This window comes from Nocardia vinacea NBRC 16497 (assembly GCF_000308835.1).
Classification (GTDB): Bacteria; Actinomycetota; Actinomycetes; order Mycobacteriales; family Mycobacteriaceae; genus Nocardia; species Nocardia vinacea.
This window is the reverse complement of sequence record NZ_BAGN01000381.1, coordinates 1-19,542: the sequence shown is the minus strand read 5'-3', so window position 1 is coordinate 19,542 and position 19,542 is coordinate 1. Positions and strand designations below refer to the sequence as shown.

At 65.3% G+C, this 19,542-nt stretch carries 18 protein-coding genes and 1 pseudogene; 4 read left to right on the top strand and 15 right to left on the bottom strand.

The genetic code is table 11. The features are described 5' to 3' along the window. The 3 genes from ON44_RS35505 to ON44_RS35495 all read right to left on the bottom strand — a co-directional run. Nucleotides 1-710, bottom strand: a 710-nt coding sequence (locus tag ON44_RS35505; protein ID WP_040698795.1) for an ABC transporter permease, incomplete at its 3' end; no start/stop codon positions are given. 5 nt (nucleotides 711-715) lie between these two features. Further along, nucleotides 716-1,483, bottom strand: coding sequence for an MlaE family ABC transporter permease (locus ON44_RS35500; RefSeq protein ID WP_040698790.1), 768 nt, complete (start codon nucleotides 1,481-1,483; stop codon nucleotides 716-718). A gap of 299 nt (nucleotides 1,484-1,782) precedes the next feature. Next, nucleotides 1,783-2,607 (bottom strand): TetR/AcrR family transcriptional regulator, encoded by an 825-nt coding sequence (locus tag ON44_RS35495; RefSeq protein ID WP_040698793.1) that lies wholly within the window; start codon nucleotides 2,605-2,607, stop codon nucleotides 1,783-1,785. Nucleotides 2,608-2,862: 255 nt separating this feature from the next. Between ON44_RS35495 and ON44_RS35490 the strand changes: the two genes are divergently transcribed. Further along, complete coding sequence (locus ON44_RS35490; RefSeq protein ID WP_040698789.1) at nucleotides 2,863-3,660, top strand: SDR family NAD(P)-dependent oxidoreductase; 798 nt, start codon at nucleotides 2,863-2,865, stop codon at nucleotides 3,658-3,660. Nucleotides 3,661-3,676: 16 nt separating this feature from the next. Here ON44_RS35490 and ON44_RS35485 read toward each other — a convergent pair whose 3' ends face one another. From ON44_RS35485 to ON44_RS35450, 7 genes are all read right to left on the bottom strand, one after another. Continuing rightward, nucleotides 3,677-4,834 (bottom strand): phosphotransferase family protein, encoded by a 1,158-nt coding sequence (locus tag ON44_RS35485; protein ID WP_040698788.1) that lies wholly within the window; start codon nucleotides 4,832-4,834, stop codon nucleotides 3,677-3,679. Between the two features lie 4 nt (nucleotides 4,835-4,838). Next, complete coding sequence (locus tag ON44_RS35480; RefSeq protein ID WP_040698787.1) at nucleotides 4,839-5,267, bottom strand: hypothetical protein; 429 nt, start codon at nucleotides 5,265-5,267, stop codon at nucleotides 4,839-4,841. Between the two features lie 36 nt (nucleotides 5,268-5,303). Further along, nucleotides 5,304-6,041 (bottom strand): hypothetical protein, encoded by a 738-nt coding sequence (locus ON44_RS35475; RefSeq protein ID WP_040698786.1) that lies wholly within the window; start codon nucleotides 6,039-6,041, stop codon nucleotides 5,304-5,306. A gap of 150 nt (nucleotides 6,042-6,191) precedes the next feature. Next, complete coding sequence (locus ON44_RS35465) at nucleotides 6,192-6,989, bottom strand: CbbQ/NirQ/NorQ/GpvN family protein (RefSeq protein ID WP_040698784.1); 798 nt, start codon at nucleotides 6,987-6,989, stop codon at nucleotides 6,192-6,194. A 22-nt stretch (nucleotides 6,990-7,011) separates the two neighbouring features. Further along, nucleotides 7,012-8,538: a nitric oxide reductase activation protein NorD gene (locus ON44_RS35460; protein WP_040698783.1), complete on the bottom strand. Its 1,527-nt coding sequence runs from the start codon at nucleotides 8,536-8,538 to the stop codon at nucleotides 7,012-7,014. Nucleotides 8,539-8,740: 202 nt separating this feature from the next. Next, entirely contained in the window at nucleotides 8,741-9,349 is a 609-nt protein-coding gene (locus tag ON44_RS35455; RefSeq protein ID WP_040698782.1) for a TetR/AcrR family transcriptional regulator, read from the bottom strand. A gap of 187 nt (nucleotides 9,350-9,536) precedes the next feature. Further along, nucleotides 9,537-9,977 (bottom strand): hypothetical protein, encoded by a 441-nt coding sequence (locus ON44_RS35450; protein ID WP_040698781.1) that lies wholly within the window; start codon nucleotides 9,975-9,977, stop codon nucleotides 9,537-9,539. 359 nt (nucleotides 9,978-10,336) lie between these two features. On the opposite strand from ON44_RS35450, the gene ON44_RS35445 reads away from it, so the two are divergent. The 3 genes from ON44_RS35445 to ON44_RS35435 all read left to right on the top strand — a co-directional run bounded on the left by ON44_RS35445 (nucleotide 10,337) and on the right by ON44_RS35435 (nucleotide 14,835). After that, entirely contained in the window at nucleotides 10,337-11,776 is a 1,440-nt protein-coding gene (locus tag ON44_RS35445; RefSeq protein ID WP_040698792.1) for an aldehyde dehydrogenase family protein, read from the top strand. Nucleotides 11,777-11,877: 101 nt separating this feature from the next. Then, on the top strand, nucleotides 11,878-13,554 hold the full coding sequence (locus ON44_RS35440) for an acyl-CoA synthetase (protein ID WP_245567471.1): 1,677 nt from the start codon (nucleotides 11,878-11,880) through the stop codon (nucleotides 13,552-13,554). A gap of 99 nt (nucleotides 13,555-13,653) precedes the next feature. Next, on the top strand, nucleotides 13,654-14,835 hold the full coding sequence (locus tag ON44_RS35435; protein WP_040698779.1) for an acyl-CoA dehydrogenase family protein: 1,182 nt from the start codon (nucleotides 13,654-13,656) through the stop codon (nucleotides 14,833-14,835). A 255-nt stretch (nucleotides 14,836-15,090) separates the two neighbouring features. Here the strand turns inward: ON44_RS35435 and ON44_RS35430 are convergent, their stop codons facing one another. The 5 genes and pseudogenes from ON44_RS35430 to ON44_RS35410 all read right to left on the bottom strand — a co-directional run bounded on the left by ON44_RS35430 (nucleotide 15,091) and on the right by ON44_RS35410 (nucleotide 19,460). Then, nucleotides 15,091-15,858 carry a TetR/AcrR family transcriptional regulator C-terminal domain-containing protein gene (locus tag ON44_RS35430; protein ID WP_040698778.1) on the bottom strand — a complete coding sequence of 256 codons (768 nt, stop codon included), beginning with the start codon at nucleotides 15,856-15,858 and terminating at the stop codon, nucleotides 15,091-15,093. 2 nt (nucleotides 15,859-15,860) lie between these two features. Further along, nucleotides 15,861-16,661 (bottom strand): enoyl-CoA hydratase/isomerase family protein, encoded by an 801-nt coding sequence (locus tag ON44_RS35425; protein ID WP_040698777.1) that lies wholly within the window; start codon nucleotides 16,659-16,661, stop codon nucleotides 15,861-15,863. 100 nt (nucleotides 16,662-16,761) lie between these two features. After that, entirely contained in the window at nucleotides 16,762-17,988 is a 1,227-nt protein-coding gene (locus tag ON44_RS35420) for a CaiB/BaiF CoA transferase family protein (RefSeq protein ID WP_040698791.1), read from the bottom strand. A 70-nt stretch (nucleotides 17,989-18,058) separates the two neighbouring features. Next, nucleotides 18,059-18,262: pseudogene (locus ON44_RS53040) on the bottom strand (SDR family NAD(P)-dependent oxidoreductase); the annotation flags it as partial. Then, a complete protein-coding gene (locus tag ON44_RS35410) occupies nucleotides 18,249-19,460 on the bottom strand; it encodes a cytochrome P450 (RefSeq protein WP_040698775.1) in 1,212 nt (403 codons plus the stop codon). The gene ON44_RS35410 and the pseudogene ON44_RS53040, both read right to left, overlap by 14 nt. Between the last annotated feature and the right edge of the window lie 82 nt (nucleotides 19,461-19,542).

The window sequence follows — 19,542 nt, the reverse complement described above, 5'->3', positions numbered from 1 at the left end:
AATCCGTAATGGGTGTGGATCAGCATCACCAGCATCGCGATCGCGATCGCCTGCGCGAATGACCACGCCACGTCGAGCGGATTGAGAAAGGTCGAGAAGTAGTGGTCGTACAGTCCGGGTGACTGCCCGAAAATCACCACTGTGGTGAACCGGCCCGCCAGGAACGACGCCGCCAAAGCCAGCGAGTACAGCGGAATGATCGTGATCATGCCCGCCGCGACCCGGGTGCTCACGACATAGGGCACCGGCCGGATGGCCATGGACTCGAGTGCGTCGATCTCCTCGGCGATCCGCATGGCCCCGATCTGCGCCGTCGCCCCGGCCCCGAGCGTCGCCGACAAGGCGATTCCGGCGATCACCGGCACCGCGATCCGCACATTGATGAAGGCCGACAGGAATCCGGACAGTGCCTCGATGCCGATATTGCCCAGAGAGCTGAAACCCTGGATCGCGATGGTGCTGCCGGTCGCCAGCGTCATGAATCCGACGATCGCGGCGGTTCCGCCGATCATCGCGAGAGCGCCACTGCCCATACTGATTTCGGCCACCAGGCGCAGGGTTTCGCCCGGATGTCTCGCTACCGCGCCGGGGGTTTGCAGAATTGCCTTGCCATAGAAGACGATCCGCGCACCAACGGCGTCGACTTCGCGGTTCCAGCGGCCCAGCCGCTGCCGGGTGCGGACGAATTTACCGGTTTCGGCGATATCCATCGATTTCACCTCCCCGAGAATCGGATTCCGGCCGCGGTCACCACGGTGTTCACCACGAAGAGGGCGATGAACGCATACACGACGGTTTCGTTGACCGCTTGCCCGACGCTTTTCGGGCCTCCGGAGACCGACAGGCCGCGATAGCACGCCACCAGTCCGGCGATCAGCCCGAACAGCATGGCCTTGACCGCGGAGATGGCCAGCTCGGTCGACCCGGTCAGCAATGTGACACCGGCGGCGAACGCCCCCGGATTCACGCCTTGCAGCAATACCGAGAACACGAATCCGCCAGTGATTCCGATGGCACACACCAGACCGTTGAGCAGAACCGCGATCATCGTCGAGGCGACCACGCGCGGAATGACCAGCCGCTGAATGGGATCGATGCCGAGCACCTCCATGGCCGCGATCTCCTCGCGGATAACTCGTGACCCCAGATCCGCGCACATCGCCGTCGCCCCCGCACCGGCGACGATCAGTACGGTCACCATCGGGCCGACCTGAGTGACCGCGCCGAATGCCGCACCCGCCCCGCTCATGGTGGCCGCGCCGATCTCGCGCAACAGGATATTGAGGGTGAAGCTCACCAGCACGGTGAACGGCACCGCCACCAGAATGGTCGGCAGCAGTGACACCCGCGCCAGCATCCAACTCTGCTCGACGAATTCGCCGAACCGGAATCGCGTCGTCACCAGGCCCCGGCCGACCTCGGCGATCATGGCGAAGAACTGACCGACTTCCCGAACCGGCGCGTGCAGCCGTTCTAGTTCCATCGATCCTCCAGCAGACCACTCGGCGCTGTGGACGATGCCGACACCGGCTGGTCGAATGTCTAACTATTGCTCTTACAGTGTGACCGACGATACATCACGGCAAGGGGCTAGCCCAGGAGTTTGCGATGAATCGTGTCCACGTGTTTGCGCGGAATTACGACAGGCGAAAGCGCAGTGTCTCCGGATGTGCGGGTCGGCAACAGGTCACGGCGACAGGAGATGTCGATGTGTGCTGGTCGAGCCGTGTGAGATGCCGTCGGTGAAACGGCTGGAAATCGCCGAGTTCCGACGGTGGGTGACTACTTCGCCGCGGCGGCCTTCGTCGGTCGGCGCGTGGCGGGCGACTTCGCCGCCGCTTTCTTGGCGGGCGCCTTTTTGGCAGGTGCTTTCTTGGCGGGTGTTTTCTTCGCCTTCGTGCCCGATCCCGACTCGAGCAACCGGCTCGCCTGTTCGAGAATGCAGTCGAGGCCGTACTCGAAATTCCGATCGTCCGGCGCCCCGCTGTGCAGGCCCTTCGAACCTGCCTCCGCCAGTAGCGGTGTGGTGTCGGGGGAGATGGTGAGGCTGTCGTAGTACGCGCCCGCCCCGGACTCCGATTCCTCGTTCTTATCGGAGAGGCGTTGCAGCACAACCGATCCGCGCACATGCAGCTGAACCGCGGAGTACGTCGCGACGGCGTCGTCGAGCGAAAGCCCGGCCTCGACCAGATTGGCGATGACCGACTCGGTCTGCCGCGCGCCCAACTGTGCGGCCTCCGGGCTCAGTGCCGACCTGATCAGTATCAGGTCGCAGAGGATGGGATTGCTGTTGAACGTCGCCCGCATGGTGCGGGCGTGATTGCGCAGCGATTCCCGCCAGTCGTTGGCGACGACGAAGGGGGTGACGAAGGTGGCGTACTGGCGCAGTGCGCGGTCGGTCATGGCGTTGAGCAGTTCGTCCTTCTTGCGGAAGTACCAGTAGATGCTCGTCACGCCGACGTCGAGATGTTTGGCCAGCATCGGCATGCTCAGGTTGTCCAGCGACACCTGATCCGCGAGCTCGAACGCGCCGTCGAGGATGTCCCCGGGATTGAGGGATCCGCGCTCACGCCGCGGCCGTTTCTCCGCGGCTGCCCGCTTCGCCATATGTGCGACCACCCTTCGTGAAGTCCGCTCCGACGCAATCGGTTCCCGGTTTCCGGGAACCGACAGCAATAGCCATCGTACCGATAACCGTAAATCCTACTGCGATGCCTTCTATCGGCGCGTCGCGGCCTGCGGGCGCGGCTATCGCCCGGTCCCGGCGTCGCGCAACATCGCCCGGTCCGGGCGTCGCGCAACGATACTGATGTAGATACAGTACGTATATCTATCAAGCTCACGATAGAGGCGGGTAGCGCGATGGATCTGGGATTGACCGACGCGGCAGCGGTGGTAGTGGGCGGTAGCCGGGGCATGGGCTTGGCCGCCGCCGGCTGCCTGGCCGACGAGGGCGCTCGGGTGGCGGTGATCGGTCGCTCCCGCACCGACCTCGATGACGCGGTCGCGGAGCTGACCCACCGCGGTAGCCCGGACGCCATCGGACTGGTCGCGGACGTGCGCGATGCCGACCCGATCGATGTCGCGTTCGCCGAACTCGGGCAGCGCTGGCACGGTGCACTCAATGTGCTGGTCAATACGGTCGGGCCGACAGTGCAGGGCCGCTTCGACATCCTCACCGATGATCAGTGGCTCGAGGCCGTCCAGGACGGCGTGCTGTCCATGGTGCGCGGCGTCCGCGCGGCGCTGCCGCTGCTGCGCAAGGCCGAATGGGCACGGATAGTGAACTTTTCGGCGCATTCGACGCAGCGGCAGAGTATTCCGCTGGCGGCTTACACCGCCGCGAAGGCGATGGTGACGAGTGCGTCCAAGAATCTGTCGCTGCTGCTGGCCGAGGAGGAGATCCTGGTGAATGTGGTCTCGCCGGGCACCTTCGTGACCCCGGCGCTGCTCGATTGGGCGCACTCGGTCGGTGTCGAAAGCGACGATCCCTATCGGCTGATGGCGGAGATCTCCAAGCATTACGGACATCCGGCGCAGCTGCCCCGCGCGGGGCGGCCCGAGGAGATCGGTCCGGTCGTCGCCTTTCTCGCCTCGCGCCGCAATTCGTATATGACCGGTGCGAATGTCAATGTCGACGGCGGCTCGGATTTCACCTGAGCCCGCGCCGGCCGCGTCAGACTCGCTGACCGTCGACGAGTGCGGTGAGTACCGCGAAGCTGTCATGCGCCGCGGCACCGGCGACGGCCCGTTCGACGCCGACCTGCGACACCTCGAACGGCTGCATCCGTTCCCCGGCCTCGGCCGTACAGACGGCCGCGAGAAAGAGTTCGGTGATACCGGCGCGATACAGCGTCCACAGGCGCTCGAGGTCGACTGCGATCCCGGCGGCGGTGAGCCGGGCCGCGTACCGCTCGACGAGTTCTCGTTCGATAGAGCGGAGCAGGTCCGGCTCGATCGAGGCGTTCGCGAAGTATGCGATATCGCGGATGCCGACCCCGGCCGTGGCGATCTGCCAGTCCAGGAAGCCTGGTCCGGCGTCGGTGAAGAAAAGGTTGCCCAGGTGCGCGTCGCCATGGATCAGGGTCTGCGGCTGCGCGGCCCAGAAGGCATCGATATCCGCGCTGCGCTGATAGAAGATCCGGCAGTGGCGCTTCATCGCTTCGGGTATCAGATCTTTGGTGTGTCCGGTGATGTCGTGAAGGAATCGACGGCGGATGAGATCGCCGAGCCGGATATCCGCGGTTGTGCGCACGGTGAGCGGTCGCAGGTCGTTCCCGAACCGTCCGCTGTCCCAGAACGCCGTGTGGAGATCGGCCATGGCGTCGATGACAGCCTCCGCCTCGGCGCGCGTGACAGTATCGACGACGGTGCGGAAGTATGCGGTTCCCGAAAGATCCTCGAGCACGAGGATGCTGCGCCGTCGGATCCGATCACTTTGTGCGACATAGCATCTCGGCACGCGGATCGGCGGATTCGGGCCCAGTGCGCGATAAGCGAGGATTTCGCGGGTCCCGAGGTGGAAGACATTCATCAGGACGTGCTGTAAGTAGTTGCGCGGCGGCAATTTCACGAACAGGTGCTCGGGAATCTCGCCGCTGTCGGAATTCACGGCGATGCGAGCGCGCGCCGCCGTGCCGGAATGCGCGTCGAGCACACGCACCGAGGTGATCGCGTTCGGCCGCAGCCCGAGTGCCGTGCTGAGCCACTGTTCGGTCACCTCGTGGATCCGCAGTGGAATCGCCGCCCGGCCGGGCACGGCTCGATCGAGTCCGGCCCGGATCGCTTCTCGCGCGGCCATGCCGAGGCCGAGCGCGGTATCGAGTGGTTGCAAGGTCTTACCGATGGCCCGATTGCTGCGCCTGTTCGCGGGCGATCCGCTCGTTGTGGATCCGGACGAGTTCGCGGTAGCCGATATGCTTCCATTCCGGTTTCGGCTGTACTCCCCATTGATCCTGGGCCGTAGTCTGGCCTGCGGCTTCGGGTTTGCCGCCGAGCGGTGGCGCGTTGAGCGCACCCGGGTTGCATGCAAGTGTGTCGTCGGAGTAGCGGACCTTCATCATCTCGTCGCAGATTTCTGTGAGCGACAAGGTGGGCCAGCCATACCAGAGGGCCAGGGCGGGCACGGTCAGTGAGCCTTCGATCACCAATGCAACCAGGCAGACGAGGATGCCGCGTTTGAGCCATTTGTGCATCCTCGCGAACGGGGCCGTGGTACCGAGCGGCAGCTCCGGCGGTGTGTCGGCCGCGGACGATTCAGTGGTCATGATGTTTCTCCTGGAGCCAGAGGCGATTCGGGGAGGTCAGTCGGAGAAGATCTCGCGATTGACCGTGTGGAGGTAGGGGATCGCGAGGAACGGCGTGATGTAGAAGATGTCGTACAACCACCACCCGGTCACCGGCAGCACGATGCCGTGAAAACGCACGTCGGCGTACATGGTCATGTTCACGATGTAGCCGACCCAGATCACTACACCGAACCAGCACGTGACGATCAGCCACTGGTGGCCCCAGCGCTTCATCTGGAGGAAGGCGATCGCGGCGGCGATCCGCATCGGGAACACGATGATGATGCACGCGACTTCCCAGCCTTTCTCGCCGGGTGCGGCGGCACCGCCGATCCACATTTCGTTGTAGTGCCAGAAGTATCCGGCGTCGACGAAATTGCCCCACGCGGTAAAGAACACGCGCGTGACGATGGTGTGGCTGGCGAACAGGTCCAGCACCCAGCCGATGCTGTTGAGGAAGGCGTCGAGAATGACCAGATAGCCGATCAGGGTGACGATGATCGGCCGGACGGACAGACCTTCACGCTGCGCCCTGCGCTGCAACCACACTCCGCGCAGGAAGATCGGCAATCCGATGAATCCGAATATGAAGGTGCCCATCAGCGCGGTTCCGGCGGTGAGCCACTGGTCGGCCCGTCGTTGCGCGCGGCGACTTTCCTCGTGATGTTCGTCGTAGGTTACCGAGGTGTTCCCGTTGGCTCCCGGCGCTGATTTTCCGGAGCCGCGGCGCAGGGTGAATGTCGGCATATTCACGATCGGCCCTACCAATCCCTGGTCATATACATGTGCATTTGGATGAGGAACATCGCCAGCAGAAATCCATATATGGCGATCTGGAAAACGATGAGCGCGCGGCGGCGCTGCCGATCTTGTTCATTCATCGAAGGGTCCTCCTCGGGGTGACTACACAGCCGGATCGTCGGCGGTGAGCAGGCTGGCCGCCGCGATCTCGCGTAGGCCTTCGTTGATGGCGCCGTCGCTGCTCAGCGGCGCGAGGACACATACTTCGGCCGCCTCGAGTTCGTTCGCGCCCGCGGCGATGAGTCGCGCCGCCGCCACCAGCACGCGTGTCGACGGCGGCTCGAAATGGAAGATGTCGTCGGCATGGCGAATGGTGTTGGCGCAGTCGACCAGTCGCCGTGCGACGGGAAGACCGATATCGGCCTCCGCGACCAGCACCTCGGCCTCGCGCTCGGGCGGCAGATAGGCCATGGCGATGGTGACGAACCGCTGTCGCAGCGACGGTTTCAAATCCTTCAGCGAGCTGCGGTAGGCCGGGTTGTAGGAGCAGACGAGCATGAACGAGGTGGGCGCTGGTACCACCTCGTCGGCACGATCGAGGAATAGCGTGCGCCGGTGGTCGGTCAGCGAGTGCAGTATGGCCAGCGAATCGTGCCGGGCTTCGACGACCTCGTCCAGGTAGCAGATCGCGCCGGACTTGACGGCTTTGGTCAGTGGGCCGTCGCGCCAGGCGACGTCGCCGCCGGATACCAGGAACCGGCCGACCAGATCGGAGCTGGTGAGATCGTCGTGGCAGCTGATGGTGACCACCGGGCGGCCGAGCAGGTGGCCCATGTGCTCGACGAATCGCGTCTTGCCGCAGCCGGTCGGTCCGGTGAGCATGACCGGCAGGTGCTGGCGGAAGGCCCATTCGAACAGTTGCACCTCGGTGCCGCTCGCGTAGTAGAGATCAGTTGTCATCGAAACTCCGGAATTCGCAACATCATCGGTCGACCAGTTCGCGGTGGATCTGGGCCAGTACGCGGGGCAGTTCCTCCACCCGACGGATCCGGCGCGACCGGCGTGCTCCGAAAACCTCGGGGAGGGGATCGACGCGGGTCGGGCCGACTGCGAGGTAGTAGATCGCGACCCCGGCGTCGTCGGCCTCCTCGACGGCGTGCGCGACGTCCGCCCACGCGTAGCGGCCCTCGTAGCCTTCGTCGGACATCAAGCCGTCGCCGATCACGATGATCAGGCGCCGTTCGGAAGGCTGGTCGAGCAGGCGTCGGGTCAGGTGCCGCAGTGGCGCGCCGAGGCGGGTGTAGCCGCTGGTGATCAGGCCGAGGCTGCTCGGGTCCACGAAACGGGCATCGTCGAAGTCCTTCAGACAGCGCACCTCGACCCGATGGCGGGTATTGCCGGTGAAGACGAACAGGCCGTGGCGTTCCCGGGCAAGTGCCATGGCTCGGGAAAGGGCGTCGGCACAGGCCAATTCGAGCCGAAAGATTCGGCCACCGTGCACACCGAGGGAGGAACTACCGTCGAGCAGTACCGCGGTGGTGACATCACGGGAACTGGGCAGCAGCTCGCGGAACACCCGTGGCTCGGCCGACGCCCCTGAGACCATATCGACGTAATGGCCGACGTACCGATCGATATCGAGATCCGACCCGTCCTCGAGGCCGGTGCGCATGGCGCGGTGGGTATGTTCTTCGAACCAGCGGCGGATATCGGGGGAGACAGGTGCGACCGGTCGCGGCCGGGTGGAATGTTTGCGTTCCAGCACCGCGACGTGGTCGCGCAGAAAGCTTTTCGTCCAGAGGTTCCATTCGGGATAGGGCAGTCCCGCGCGTTGATCGGCTCGGATTTCGACGTCTTCGTTCTCCGGTCGGCTCGGCGGGGGCAGGTTGGTATTGCGGCTGCCGCCGTCACCGCCGACGGGTACCGACATGGCGCGATAGGAGTCGCTGCGCGTCGACGTCCACGGCATCCGGGCGTATGCCCGACGTGCCGCCACCGCCAGGCCGCCACGTGCGGGAGCTGCCAGCGGGAGCTTGCCGAGCAATGGATGCCTCGGAATCTGCTGCCGAGAGCGCGCCAAACCCAATGCGCGGTCCAGTATTTCATCGCCGTCGAGGTCGTGGTCGGCGATCTCGAGGTGGGGCAGCAGCCGACGGAGTTCGGGCAGCAGGCCGGGCAGCCGGTCGGCGATCCAGCCCGCCGCCACACCGCCCTCGACGATCGACAGCGCGCCCAGTTCCCGGGATGACAGCTCATGCAACGGGTACCGCGCGATGCGGTCCTTCGACGGCGAACATTGCAGTGCGACACCGCATGTCAGCGTTGCCCTGGTCCAGTCCGGAGCCACGGGTGGATACGGGACCTGCACGATGCTGCGGGTGGTGTTCAGGCCGAAACTGCGCCGCTCGCCGGTCATCAGCCGCACGCCCTCCCGGCGACGTCCGGAGAATGCGACGGCCGTGACGGCGCAACTGCGCTCGATCGCCGGCCCCGGCATCACAGCGTTCATGACGAATATCCACTCCGGCCGGGACCGGACCTGTTCAGAAGGTGCCGATGTTCTTCATGATCCAGTACCAGAACGCGATGATCAGTAGCACCGCGCCCCACGCGAGGGCAATGCGCACGAGGTCCAACAGCATGGCCGTATCTCCATATTCGTCGGTTCGAGGTGGGTCGATGAGTGTCGAGTGTGGTCCGCGATGCTTGCTTCATCGGGGCTCCAGACTGCGCAGAACGGTGATCAGGTAGTTGTCGAGTGCGTTGGCACGCAACGCCTTCGAGCCCGAGGTTGTGGTCAGCAGGGCGTAGAGCCCGAGCAGAAAGAACACCGCGCTGTGGTAGGGATCGACGGCGATCTCGGCCGCGCCCTGATCGCGGGCACGCTGGATCTCCTCGACCACCAGGACGATCACGGGATGCTCGCGCCACTCGTCGTCCAGTGGCCGTGTCGGCGAAAAGTGAATCGCGAGTAGTTCTTTGAACAGCAGGCTGCCCAGGCGGCGTTCGAGACCGACTATCAGCTGAATCGTCTTCCGCAGCGCCGATTCGAGATCGTGCGGTGCGGTGAGAAAGCGGGACAGTTCCTTGGCGATCCGGGCTTCCTCGCGTGCCTCCAGCTCCAGCAACGCGTGCTCTTTGCTGGGGAAGTGGAAATAGAAGGTGCCGCGCGCCACGCCCGCCGCCTCGACGATCGTGCCGATATCGGCATCGGCCACGCCGACGTTCTTGAATTCGGCGATGGCCGCGTCGAACACCCGCTGTCGGGTCTGCAGCCGCTGGGCTGCACGGCCCTGGGGCTTGTCCTGAACTTCGCGCATGTGCCAATTTCTACTTCTGTCATTGACATGTGTCAATGAAGAACGACCCGCACAGTTCGGGAATGTATCGAAATATGCTCTCCGGCTTACGATTTGCTATCGCGGAAGCGAATCTTCGAAGTGCGGCTCAGAACATACTGACAGATGTCATTGAATTACGTCAATGAAATCGACAGATCAGCCCGCGTCAGGCGACCAGGCCGTCCGACTCGAACGGGGCGAAGAACGTGCTCATTCCGCGTCCGGTCAGCGCGTCGCCGAGCGCGACGAAGTCATAGGACGGACCCGGGTCCCCGCCGACGCGGCCGACTTCGGCCAGGGCGTCGTCGTCGGCCAGCAGCGCGCGGTGGATCCGGATGAGATCGGCATCGAGCGATCCCATCAGTCGCTCCGCGTACGCGACCATCAGGTACAGGCAGAGCTGCTGTGCAGGCGTGTCCGGACGTGGGTCGAGTCCGCGCGACAGTTTCGTTCGCAAAGCGTCGAAGGTCTGCTCGACGTAGTAGAGGAATACCGGCCGCGGGCTGTGCGGGAGCTTCATTCGCACCTGCTGGGCGAGCGCCTCGCCCGCGCCGAGCAGTGTCGCCGCGGTGCGTGGTGTGAGACCGGGGACTTCGTTGTCGCTCATATTCTCTCCTAGCGCAACGGCCCCGGACCGTGTTGTGGGTGCACCGGGGCTCCATGTCGAGCGTGAGCCGGCTCCACCGCTCTTGGGATATCAACTGTAAATCGCTCAGTATCTTGCCGCAAGTACGTGCCCAGCTGCCTGTGCAGTGATACAGTTGACATTACTGGATGGGCAACTATTTCGTACCGGCGCGCTCGGACGCGACGGCGGATAAGGGGATCGAGCTGGTCGGCCTTCGCCTGAGATGCTCGCTCGATCTCAGCTGAGCTCCGACTGGAAAGACGTCACGCATGAGCACTGGAACCACCGAGCAGTCGATCGGTGACACTGCATCGGACCGGCCGACCGTGCCCGCCGCAATCCTGGAACTGCAGCGGCAGGCCTATCTGCGGGAGGGGCCACCCCCGGCTGCGGTTCGGCGGCACCGGATCGATCGGTTGCTCGCTATGGTCCTGGACAATCTCGACGCGTATGTCGATGCGCTGGCTCGCGATTTCGGCACCCGCTCCCGAACCGGAACTCTGTTCGCGGAGATCATGGGCATGTTCTCGACCATCGAGCACACCCGCTCGCATATCGGCAAGTGGATGCGTTCCCGCAATCCCAAGCCGACGGCTCGCCTGTACGGGATCCGTGCCCAGGTGCAACCCACGCCGCTCGGTGTGGTCGGCATCATCGGGCCCTGGAATTTCCCGCTCCAACTGGTCATCGTGCCCGCAGCGGCCGCCTTCGCCGCCGGTAATCGGGTCATGATCAAGATGTCGGAGATCACCGCGCACACAGCGGAACTGACCCGATCGCTGGCGCCCGGCTATTTCGATCCCTCCGAGCTCGCGGTGGTGACCGGCGGTCCCGAGGTGGGCGCCGCCTTCGCCGAACTGCCGTTCGACCATCTGTTCTTCACCGGATCGACCCGAGTCGGCCGACTCGTGCAGCGGGCCGCCGCGGCGAATCTGGTCCCGGTGACCTTGGAACTCGGCGGGAAGAATCCGGTGGTCGTGGCGCCGAACGCCGATATGACGCGGGCGGCCGCCCGGATCGCCCGCGCGCGGATGATCAATGGTGGGCAGGTCTGCGTCAGTCCCGACTGTGTCTTCGTGCCCGAGGACCGCATCGACGCCTTCGTCGATGCGCTCGGCGCGGGCTTTCGGGATACGTTCCCGGCCATCGTGGCCAACGAGGACTACACGGCCTGCGTCGACCAAGCCAACTACGACAGGGTTCGCGCCCTCATCGACGAGGCGCGCACCCAAGGGGCGCGGGTCGAACAGATCGTGCCACCGGGTGAGACGCTGCCCGATCCGAGCACTCGGAAGATCCCGCCGACCGTAGTCCGTGACATCACCGATGACATGCGGATCGCCACCGAGGAGATCTTCGGTCCGGTTCTCGTCCTGCGGCCGTATGCGAAGCTCACCGATGTCATCGACCAGCTCAGTGGCGGCCACTCACCGCTGGTCGCCTACTGGTACGGGCCCGGCGGGCGGGACTTTCGCACCTTCGTCAGGAATACGCGCAGCGGCGGTGTCTCCCGTAACGACTTCGCGCTCAACATGTTTCCGGAGGACGCCCCCTTCGGCGGGGTCGGGGCCAGCGGTATGGGGGCATATCGCGGGAAGGCGGGCTTCGACACCTTCACGCATTACCGCACCGTGGTCGGCTCCGATCTTCCGTTCGTCGTCACCGCGCTGGCCGCACCGCCGTTCTCGCGGTTCATCCACCGCATCATCGATATCGCGCTGCGCGCTGCGCACCGGCGTACCCGTCGCCGTCTCGGCGCCCGTGGCTCCGGACGGTGAGTTTCATCGCCGGGCGCGAATCCCTGTTGTACTCATTACCGTATCACTTACAGTTTGACTGTCCGGCTGCGTGTACGCAGCACACGACCGAGGAGCCACTGTTGTCTCGTTCCGTGACCAGATCCGAACCGTCGACATCGCAATTCGCGCTCGCGGCGGCCGCCGATGCCGCCGCGGCCGCCATCCCGGATCGAGAACTGATCTGCCAGGGCGATCGGCGCCACACCTACGCGCAGATCGCCGAGCGGTCCAAGCGGTTGGCGGCCTACCTGCACGCCCAGGGACTGGGCTGCCACACCGAACGCTCGGCACTCGCCGACCACGAGGTGGGGCAGGACCTGCTGGGGATCTACGCCCACAACGGACACGAGTACGTGGAGGCGATGATGGGCGCCTTCCGGGCGCGTGTCGCACCGTTCAACGTCAACTACCGATATGTCGAGAACGAACTGCGGCATCTGCTGGCCGATGCCGGTGCGACCGCGCTGATCTATCACGCCGCATTCGCGCCGACGCTCGCCGAAGTGCTGCCCGAGCTGCCGACGTTGCGCGTACTGATCCAGATCGCCGACGAGTCGGGCAACGAATTGCTGGACGGCGCAGTCGATTACGAGACCGTCATCGTCTTGACCGCGCCGGAACCGCTGTCCGTACAGCCCTCTCCCGACGATCTCTACGTGCTCTACACCGGCGGCACCACCGGTATGCCCAAGGGGGTGCTGTGGCGCCAGCACGACATCTTCATGGCGGCCTGCGGCGGGCGGGATATGTTCAGTGGATCACTCATCGGGTCCTACGACGAGGTCGCCGCCCGGGCGGCCGCGAATCCCGGTATCCGAATCATGCTGCTGCCCCCGCTGATCCACGGTGCGGCACAGTGGGCCGTCCTGACCGCGATGATGACCGGGCAGACCGTCGTGCTGTCCTCGGTCGTGCAACATCTCGACGCCGACGAGATCGTGCGCGCCGTCGAGCGGGAGGGGGTAGCGATTCTGGTGGTCGTCGGTGACGCGATGGCCCGTCCGCTGCTCGCCGCGATCGAGTCGAGTTCGGCCGACGTATCGTCGCTGGTGGCTTTGGCCAGCGGTGGTGCCGTGCTGAGTCCGTCGGCCAAACAGCAGTGGATCGCCGCGATTCCCGGTCTGGTCGTGATGGACGCCGTCGGTTCCTCGGAGGGCGGCACCCAACTGAATCACGTCTCGTCGTCCGGATCCGTGTCGACCGGCACATTCACCCCGGGGGCGGACACCTGCGTGGTGGCCGAAGACTTCGGTTCGGTGCTGGCAGCGGGCCACGACGGTATCGGATGGCTCGCGCAACGCCGCTTCACACCGCTCGGGTACAAGGGCGACGCCGCCAAGACCGCCGTTACCTTCCCGGTCATCGACGGTGCGCGATACGTGCTGCCGGGCGATCGAGCACGGCTGTTGCAAGACGGATCCATCGAACTGCTCGGGCGCGATGCGGTCACGATCAACTCCGGCGGCGAGAAGATTTTCGTGGAGGAGGTCGAGTTGGCGATCTCGTCGCATCCGGCCGTCGCCGACGTCGTGGTGGTCGGCCGCCCGAGCGAGCGATGGGGCCAAGAGGTCGTCGCGATCATCGCGCCGGCCGAGGGGGCCGAGCCGAGTGCCGAGGAATTGATCGCCCATGCCGCGGAATCCATTGCGCGGTACAAGCTTCCGAAGGCAGTGGTATTCCGCGCGGAGATCGTGCGCAGTCCGGTGGGCAAGGCCGACTACCGCTGGGCTCGCGAACAGGCGATCACCGCAGGCTGAGCGGTCAGGGCCGGGAGGAGGCAGCTTGCGTCACCACGCAGGCACCCGCCCAGGTGAGATCGGAAACAGCTGATTCGCGACAGAGATAAGGGAACCGAAGTGGACTTTGCCAGGGTCGAGCCGACCGCCGACGATCAGGAATTCCTCGACCGGGCCCGGGATTTCCTCGCGGCCACCGTGACCGAGGATGTGCTGCGCCGCGCACACGAGTCCGGCGACGGATTCGTCGAGGAGTTGCATCTGGCTATGGGGGCGCAAGGGTGGCTGGAGCGGGAGGCGAGCAATGCGGCAGACGGGGGACTGACACCGGTGCAGCGCCGGATCTGGGATCTCGAGCGGCGCCGGGCCGAGGTGCCGCTGGTGACCTGGGGCGCCACCATGATGATCCTGCGGGCGGTGCGGGAGTTCGGCTCACCGGAGCTGCTCGATGAGGTGCTGCCCGGGGTGTATCGCGGCGAGATCCGGTTCGCCATGGGTTATACCGAACCCGAGGGCGGATCCGATATCGCCGCCTGCGCGACGCGGGCGGTGCGCGCGGGTGCGGACTGGATTGTCAACGGGCAGAAGATGTTCACCTCCGGCGCGCACAACTGCCGGTACGTATTCCTGCTGACCAACACCGATCCGGACGGGCGCAGACATCGCAATCTGACCATGTTCCTGGTGCCGCTGGATTCGCCCGGCATCGACATACAGGGCCTGCGAACCGTCGACGGTGAACGCACCAATATCACCTATTACCAGGATGTCCGGGTGCCGGACCGATACCGGCTCGGCGAGGTGAACGACGGCTGGCGGGTGCTCAACGGTCCGTTGTCGGCCGAGCACGGGGCTGGTGGCGCCGACCCGAACGGGCTGGCCGATATCGCGATCATGAGCGGCTTCGGCACCACCATGGCCGTGGCCGCCGACCGTGTGACGGCGGTGGCCGCCGAGACCGGCCCCGACGGCCGTCGTCGTCTCGACGACGGATCGATCGCCTACCGGCTCGGACGGGCCCATGCCCGCATCGAGGCGGCGCTGAGCGCGCCGAGCCTGTTCGGTCGCGTGGCCATCGCGCAGACCATGCGGGATATCGCCCCGGATCTCATGGACGTCCTCGGCCCGGGGTCGGCGGTGCCGGCCGGTGACGGGGGAGCGGTAGCCGAGGGCGCGGCCGAGTACCTCTACCGGTGGGCGCCGCTGATCGGTATCTATGGCGGGACCCTGGATGTATTCCGCAATATGATCGCGCAATACATTCTCGGGCTGGGGCGTCCGAACTACTCCGCGGCGAAATAGTCTCGCGATCCACGCCGAGCGGCGGGATCTAGGGCCTTCGACCCTCGGCTGTCCGATCACCCCGATCGGACATAGATGTCCGGTCGGGTCGCCGATATCGTCCCCGGTCGACACCATGGACAAGGGGACCAACGCTGTCAACGCCTACACGCAGACGACCGGAATCTATCCGCTGGAATCAGCCACTAGCCGTACAAGATTCGTCGTCCCGGCAGGCGGGTGCCCGGCCGGGACGACCAGCGGTATCGGAGGGGCCTACGAGGCCGGAGCGGCGTCACCGGGGCGGTCCGGCACGGCGGAATTCGCGTGCGCCGACGAATTCAACTGGATCAGCAGGCTCGCGTGATCGAGGATGCAGCGCAGACCGTATTCGAAATTCCGGTCGTCCGGGGCACCCGATCGCAGGCCCTTGGCCATGGCCTCGGCGAGCAGCGGTGTGGTCTCCGGCTCGACCAGAATACTGTCGTAATACGCTCGGCCCTCCGCCTCGAGCTCCTGGTTCTTGTCGTAGAGCCGTTGCAGCACAACCGATCCGCGGATGTGCAGATTGATCGCGGAGTAGATGTCGAAGGCCTGCTCGACCGATAGGCCGGCTTCCACCAGGCTGGCCACCGTCCGCTCCACCTGCTCGGCCCCGACCCGACCGGCGTGCTGACTCAGCGCCGATCTGACCAGAATCAGGTCGCACAGGATCGGGCTCGCCAGGAAGGTACGGCGCATGATGCGAGCGTGGTTGCCCAGCGTCTCACGCCAACTACCCGCCTCGACGAACGGGAAGGGCACGGCATACACATACAGTCGCAGCGCGCGGTCGGTCATCGCATTGAGCAGATCGTCCTTCTTGCGGAAGTACCAGTAGATACTGGTCACCCCGACATTGAGATGCTTACCCAGCAGCGGCATGCTCAGGCCGTCGATCGAAACCTGTTGCGCGAGTTCGAAGGCACCATCGATGATGTCCTCCGGATTCAGCGAGCCGCGTTCGCGTCGCTGCCGTCGCTCGACGGTGATCCGTTTCGCCATTGCTAACCTCCTGTGCCCCATACCCCGGTGAAGACCGGCTCGCGTTTTTCGGCGAATGCGGCGAACGCCTCGATGACGTCTGCGCCGGACAGGTTGATGGTCTGGGCGCGCGCCTCATTGGCGAGCGCCTCGCGCATCGTCCGATCCGTTCCGTCGTTCAACAGCGCCTTGGTCTGTGCGAGTGCCAACGGCGGCCCGGCGGCCAACCGCACCGCCAGCTCGTCGACGAACTTGTCGACAGCCTCGTCGGGCTGTATCCATGTCACGAGTCCTAGGGCGTGCGCTTCCTCGGCGCCGATCATGTCGGCCAGCAATGCCAGGCGCTTGGCCTGTTGCAGGCCGACGAGTTTGGGTAGCAGCCAGGAGCCTCCGCAATCCAGCGACAGTGCCCGCCGACTGAAGATCTGGCAGAACCGCGCGTCAGGCGTCGCCACCACCAGATCGCATCCGAGCGCGAGATTCCACCCCGCGCCCGCCGCCACCCCGCGCACCTTCGCGACGGTGGGCACCGGGAGGTCGTGCAGTTGCTGCACGACCTCATTGATGACGCGCAGCTCCCGGCTGGGATCCGGAAACTCGTCCATGCCCGCCGTGTCGGAAATGTCGGCGCCGGAACAGAATGTGCCCTCGGCCCCGGTCAGGACCACGGCGCGAACGTCGCGACCGTGCGCGACTCGGTGGAACTGCGCGCGCAGCCCAGCCCAGAGCTCGCGGGTGAGCGCATTCTTACGGTGTGGGCGATTGAGCGTCAGTGTCAGCACTGCACCTACCTGCTCGGTGAGCAATACCGGTTCGTCGGTCACAACTCCACCTCGCTGGCGCTCGGCTCCGCCGTGACCGGTGGTGCTGTGCCTATGGTTCCCTCGCTACGCTCGGTCACTATCTCGTCCTTTCATATCCGGATCAGCGGACGGGTTGGTCGGGACCGATGGCGCCCCGGTCACGTAGGCGGGCGATGTCTTCGGCGCTGAATCCAGCTGTGGCCAGGACGGTTTCGGTGTGCTGCCCCAATGCGGGGATCGCCCCCATGGGCGGTTCGTATCCGGTGATGACGGGCGGCGGCAGCAGGGCCGGTACCGGACCGGCGGGCGTCTCGATCGGGCGCCAGCGTCGGCGCGCCGCGAGGTGTGGATGGGCGATCACATCGGTGGGAGTGTTGTAGCGGGAGTTCCCGATTCCGGCCGCGTCGGCGCACAGCTGGACGGTGGCCAGGTCGTGGCGCGCGCACCACTGGGCGATCGTGTCATCGAGTTCGGCCCGGTGGCGCACCCGTCCGGCGTTGGTGGTGAATCTCGGATCATCGGCGAGATCGGGCCGGTCCAGAATGTCGCGAGCGAGGCGCTGCCATTCGCGGTCGTTCGTCGTGCCGAGCACCACGGTGCGGCCGTCGCCGGTGGGATACGCGCCGTAGGGCGCGACTGCCGGGGAACTCATGCCGAGCGGCTGCTGATCGATTCCGGTGTGCCGGGTGTAGTTGAGTGCGTACCCCATCAGTTCGGCTGCCGTGTCGAACAGGCTCACCGCTGCCGAGGCGGGTTTCGACGCGGCCTCGCCGGACGCTCGTCTGCCGCAGATCATCGCCACGATCGTCAACGCCGCGTATAGGCCCGAGCACACATCGGCGATCGGCGGACCGGGTTTGGCTGGGGCATCCGGGAATCCGGTGACCGCGCAGACTCCTGACTCGGCCTGAATCAGTAGGTCATAGGCTCTTTTATGGGACAGTGGCCCGCCGGGTCCGTAGCCATCGATTTCCATCGCGATCACGTGCGGATGTCGCGCCGCCAGATCGTCCGGGGCCAAGCAGAGTGCGGCCGTCGCACCCGGCGCCAGATTGGATACGAACACGTCGGCGGACTCCAGCAACCGGTGCAGGACCGCCATCCCCTCCGGATCCTTGAGGTTGAGCGTCACCGATTCCTTGCCGCGGTTCACCCAGACGAAATGCGCGGCGAGCCCGTCGACCACATCGTCGTAGTCGCGGGCGAAGTCGCCGCCGCGCGGATTCTCGATCTTGATCACCCTGGCTCCGAAATCGGCCAGGGTGCGGGTGCACATGGGTGCGGAGACGGCCTGCTCCAGGGCCACGACGGTGACTCCGGCGAGCGGACCCGCGGTCGGATCGGACATCACATCACCAGGCCACCATCCACCGGCAGTACCTGACCGGTGATGTAGGAGGCGGCATCACGGTGTTCGCGGCCCGCCCGCCGTCGGCGAGGATCTTGTCGGCCGTGGTCGCGGCTGCCGCGGCGTCGAGATCGGTGACCAGCACCGCGGCGCCCTGATCCGCCAGCGCGGTGGCGACGGCCGCACCTATGCCGCCGCCGGAACCCGTGACCAGCGCAGCGCGCCCGGATAGGTCGAAGCGGTTTCGATTTTGTTGCGGCTCAGGCGATGACATCGAAAGTCACCGGGAGTGTGTTGGGTGAACGGAACGGCTGCCCGAAGATATGTGGATCGCCCTCGGGTAGCAGGGTGAATCCGGTCAGCCGGCTCAGCAGGGCTTCGATGGCGACACGGGTCTCCATCCGAGCCAGATGCAGACCGAGGCAGGTGTGCGCACCGGCGGTGAAGCTGATGTGCGGAATGTGGGTCCGGAAGATATCGAATTCCTCCGGCCGCTCCCAGCGGGTCTCGTCGCGGTTGGCCGAGCCCAGGCACAGATCGAGCACCGCGCCTTGCGGAATGGCGACGCCTTCCAGCTCGGCGTCCTCGGTCACGTACCGCTGCACCAGTGTGAGCGGCGTTTCGTAGCGCAGCCCTTCTTCGACGGCCTGGGCGATCAGGTCGTGGTTGCGCTGCACCGCCTCGAATTGCTCCGGGTGCGTGAGCAGCAGATACAGCAGATTTCCGGACGACCGATACGTGGTTTCCAATCCGGCGGGCAGCAGCAGCCGCAGGAAGGAGTAGATGGCCTCCTCGGTCAGCTTCTCCCCGTCGACCTCGGCGGTCACCAGATCACCGATGATGTCGTCGGTCGGCTCGGACCGCCGCTGCTCGATAAGCCCGAGGAAGTACTCCTTCAGGTCGTTGGAAGCCTGCAGCGCCTGCGGAACCTTGTTGGCGTAACTGATGATCGACACCGCCGCCTGGCGGAAGAAGGGCAGATCTTCTTCGGGGAGTCCGAGCAGGCGTGCGATGACACGGGTGGGGAATTCGAAAGTGAATTCCTTGACGAGGTCGGCGCTGCCGCGCTCGGCGAACTCGTCGATGAGCGCGTTGCAGATCGGCCGGACGATCTCCGGTTCCCACTGCAGCAGTGATTGCGGCTTGAAGGCCGTGGCCACCAGATTCCGGTGCGCCCGATGCTGTTTGCCGTCCATGGCGAGAATGGTCGGGCCCATGAACACACCGATCGTGGAATCGTAGAGCTTGGAGCTGAATACCCGGCTGTTGCGCAGCGCGGTGCTCACCGCCGGGTAGGAGACGGCGGCATAGCTGTCCGACGGGCGCAGCGACTCCGGGGTCCGGGAGTAGTCCATGACCGTTCCGTGGAAGACACCGCCGTCGCGCCGTTTGGCGGCGAAGAACCGATAGGGATCACGAAGATCGAGGGTGTCTTCGGCCGTCGCCGATTTGTCTCGAACAGGGATATCCACAGCTCACCTCTACGTCGTCACAGCGCACGGCGCCTCGCCGGTACAAGATACTGTAATCGATACAGTATAGCTTCCGCACACT

What these genes read in the sequence shown, in the direction of transcription:
- ON44_RS35450 (WP_040698781.1), bottom strand. Translation starts at nt 9,977, where the DNA reads ATGAGCGACAACGAAGTCCCCGGTCTCACACCACGCACCGCGGCGACA.
- ON44_RS35460 (WP_040698783.1), bottom strand. Translation starts at nt 8,538, where the DNA reads ATGAACGCTGTGATGCCGGGGCCGGCGATCGAGCGCAGTTGCGCCGTC.
- ON44_RS35490 (WP_040698789.1), top strand. Translation starts at nt 2,863, where the DNA reads ATGGATCTGGGATTGACCGACGCGGCAGCGGTGGTAGTGGGCGGTAGC.
- ON44_RS35420 (WP_040698791.1), bottom strand. Translation starts at nt 17,988, where the DNA reads ATGTCCGATCCGACCGCGGGTCCGCTCGCCGGAGTCACCGTCGTGGCC.
- ON44_RS35500 (WP_040698790.1), bottom strand. Translation starts at nt 1,483, where the DNA reads ATGGAACTAGAACGGCTGCACGCGCCGGTTCGGGAAGTCGGTCAGTTC.
- ON44_RS35455 (WP_040698782.1), bottom strand. Translation starts at nt 9,349, where the DNA reads ATGCGCGAAGTTCAGGACAAGCCCCAGGGCCGTGCAGCCCAGCGGCTG.
- ON44_RS35495 (WP_040698793.1), bottom strand. Translation starts at nt 2,607, where the DNA reads ATGGCGAAGCGGGCAGCCGCGGAGAAACGGCCGCGGCGTGAGCGCGGA.
- ON44_RS35430 (WP_040698778.1), bottom strand. Translation starts at nt 15,858, where the DNA reads ATGGCGAAACGGATCACCGTCGAGCGACGGCAGCGACGCGAACGCGGC.
- ON44_RS35480 (WP_040698787.1), bottom strand. Translation starts at nt 5,267, where the DNA reads ATGACCACTGAATCGTCCGCGGCCGACACACCGCCGGAGCTGCCGCTC.
- ON44_RS35465 (WP_040698784.1), bottom strand. Translation starts at nt 6,989, where the DNA reads ATGACAACTGATCTCTACTACGCGAGCGGCACCGAGGTGCAACTGTTC.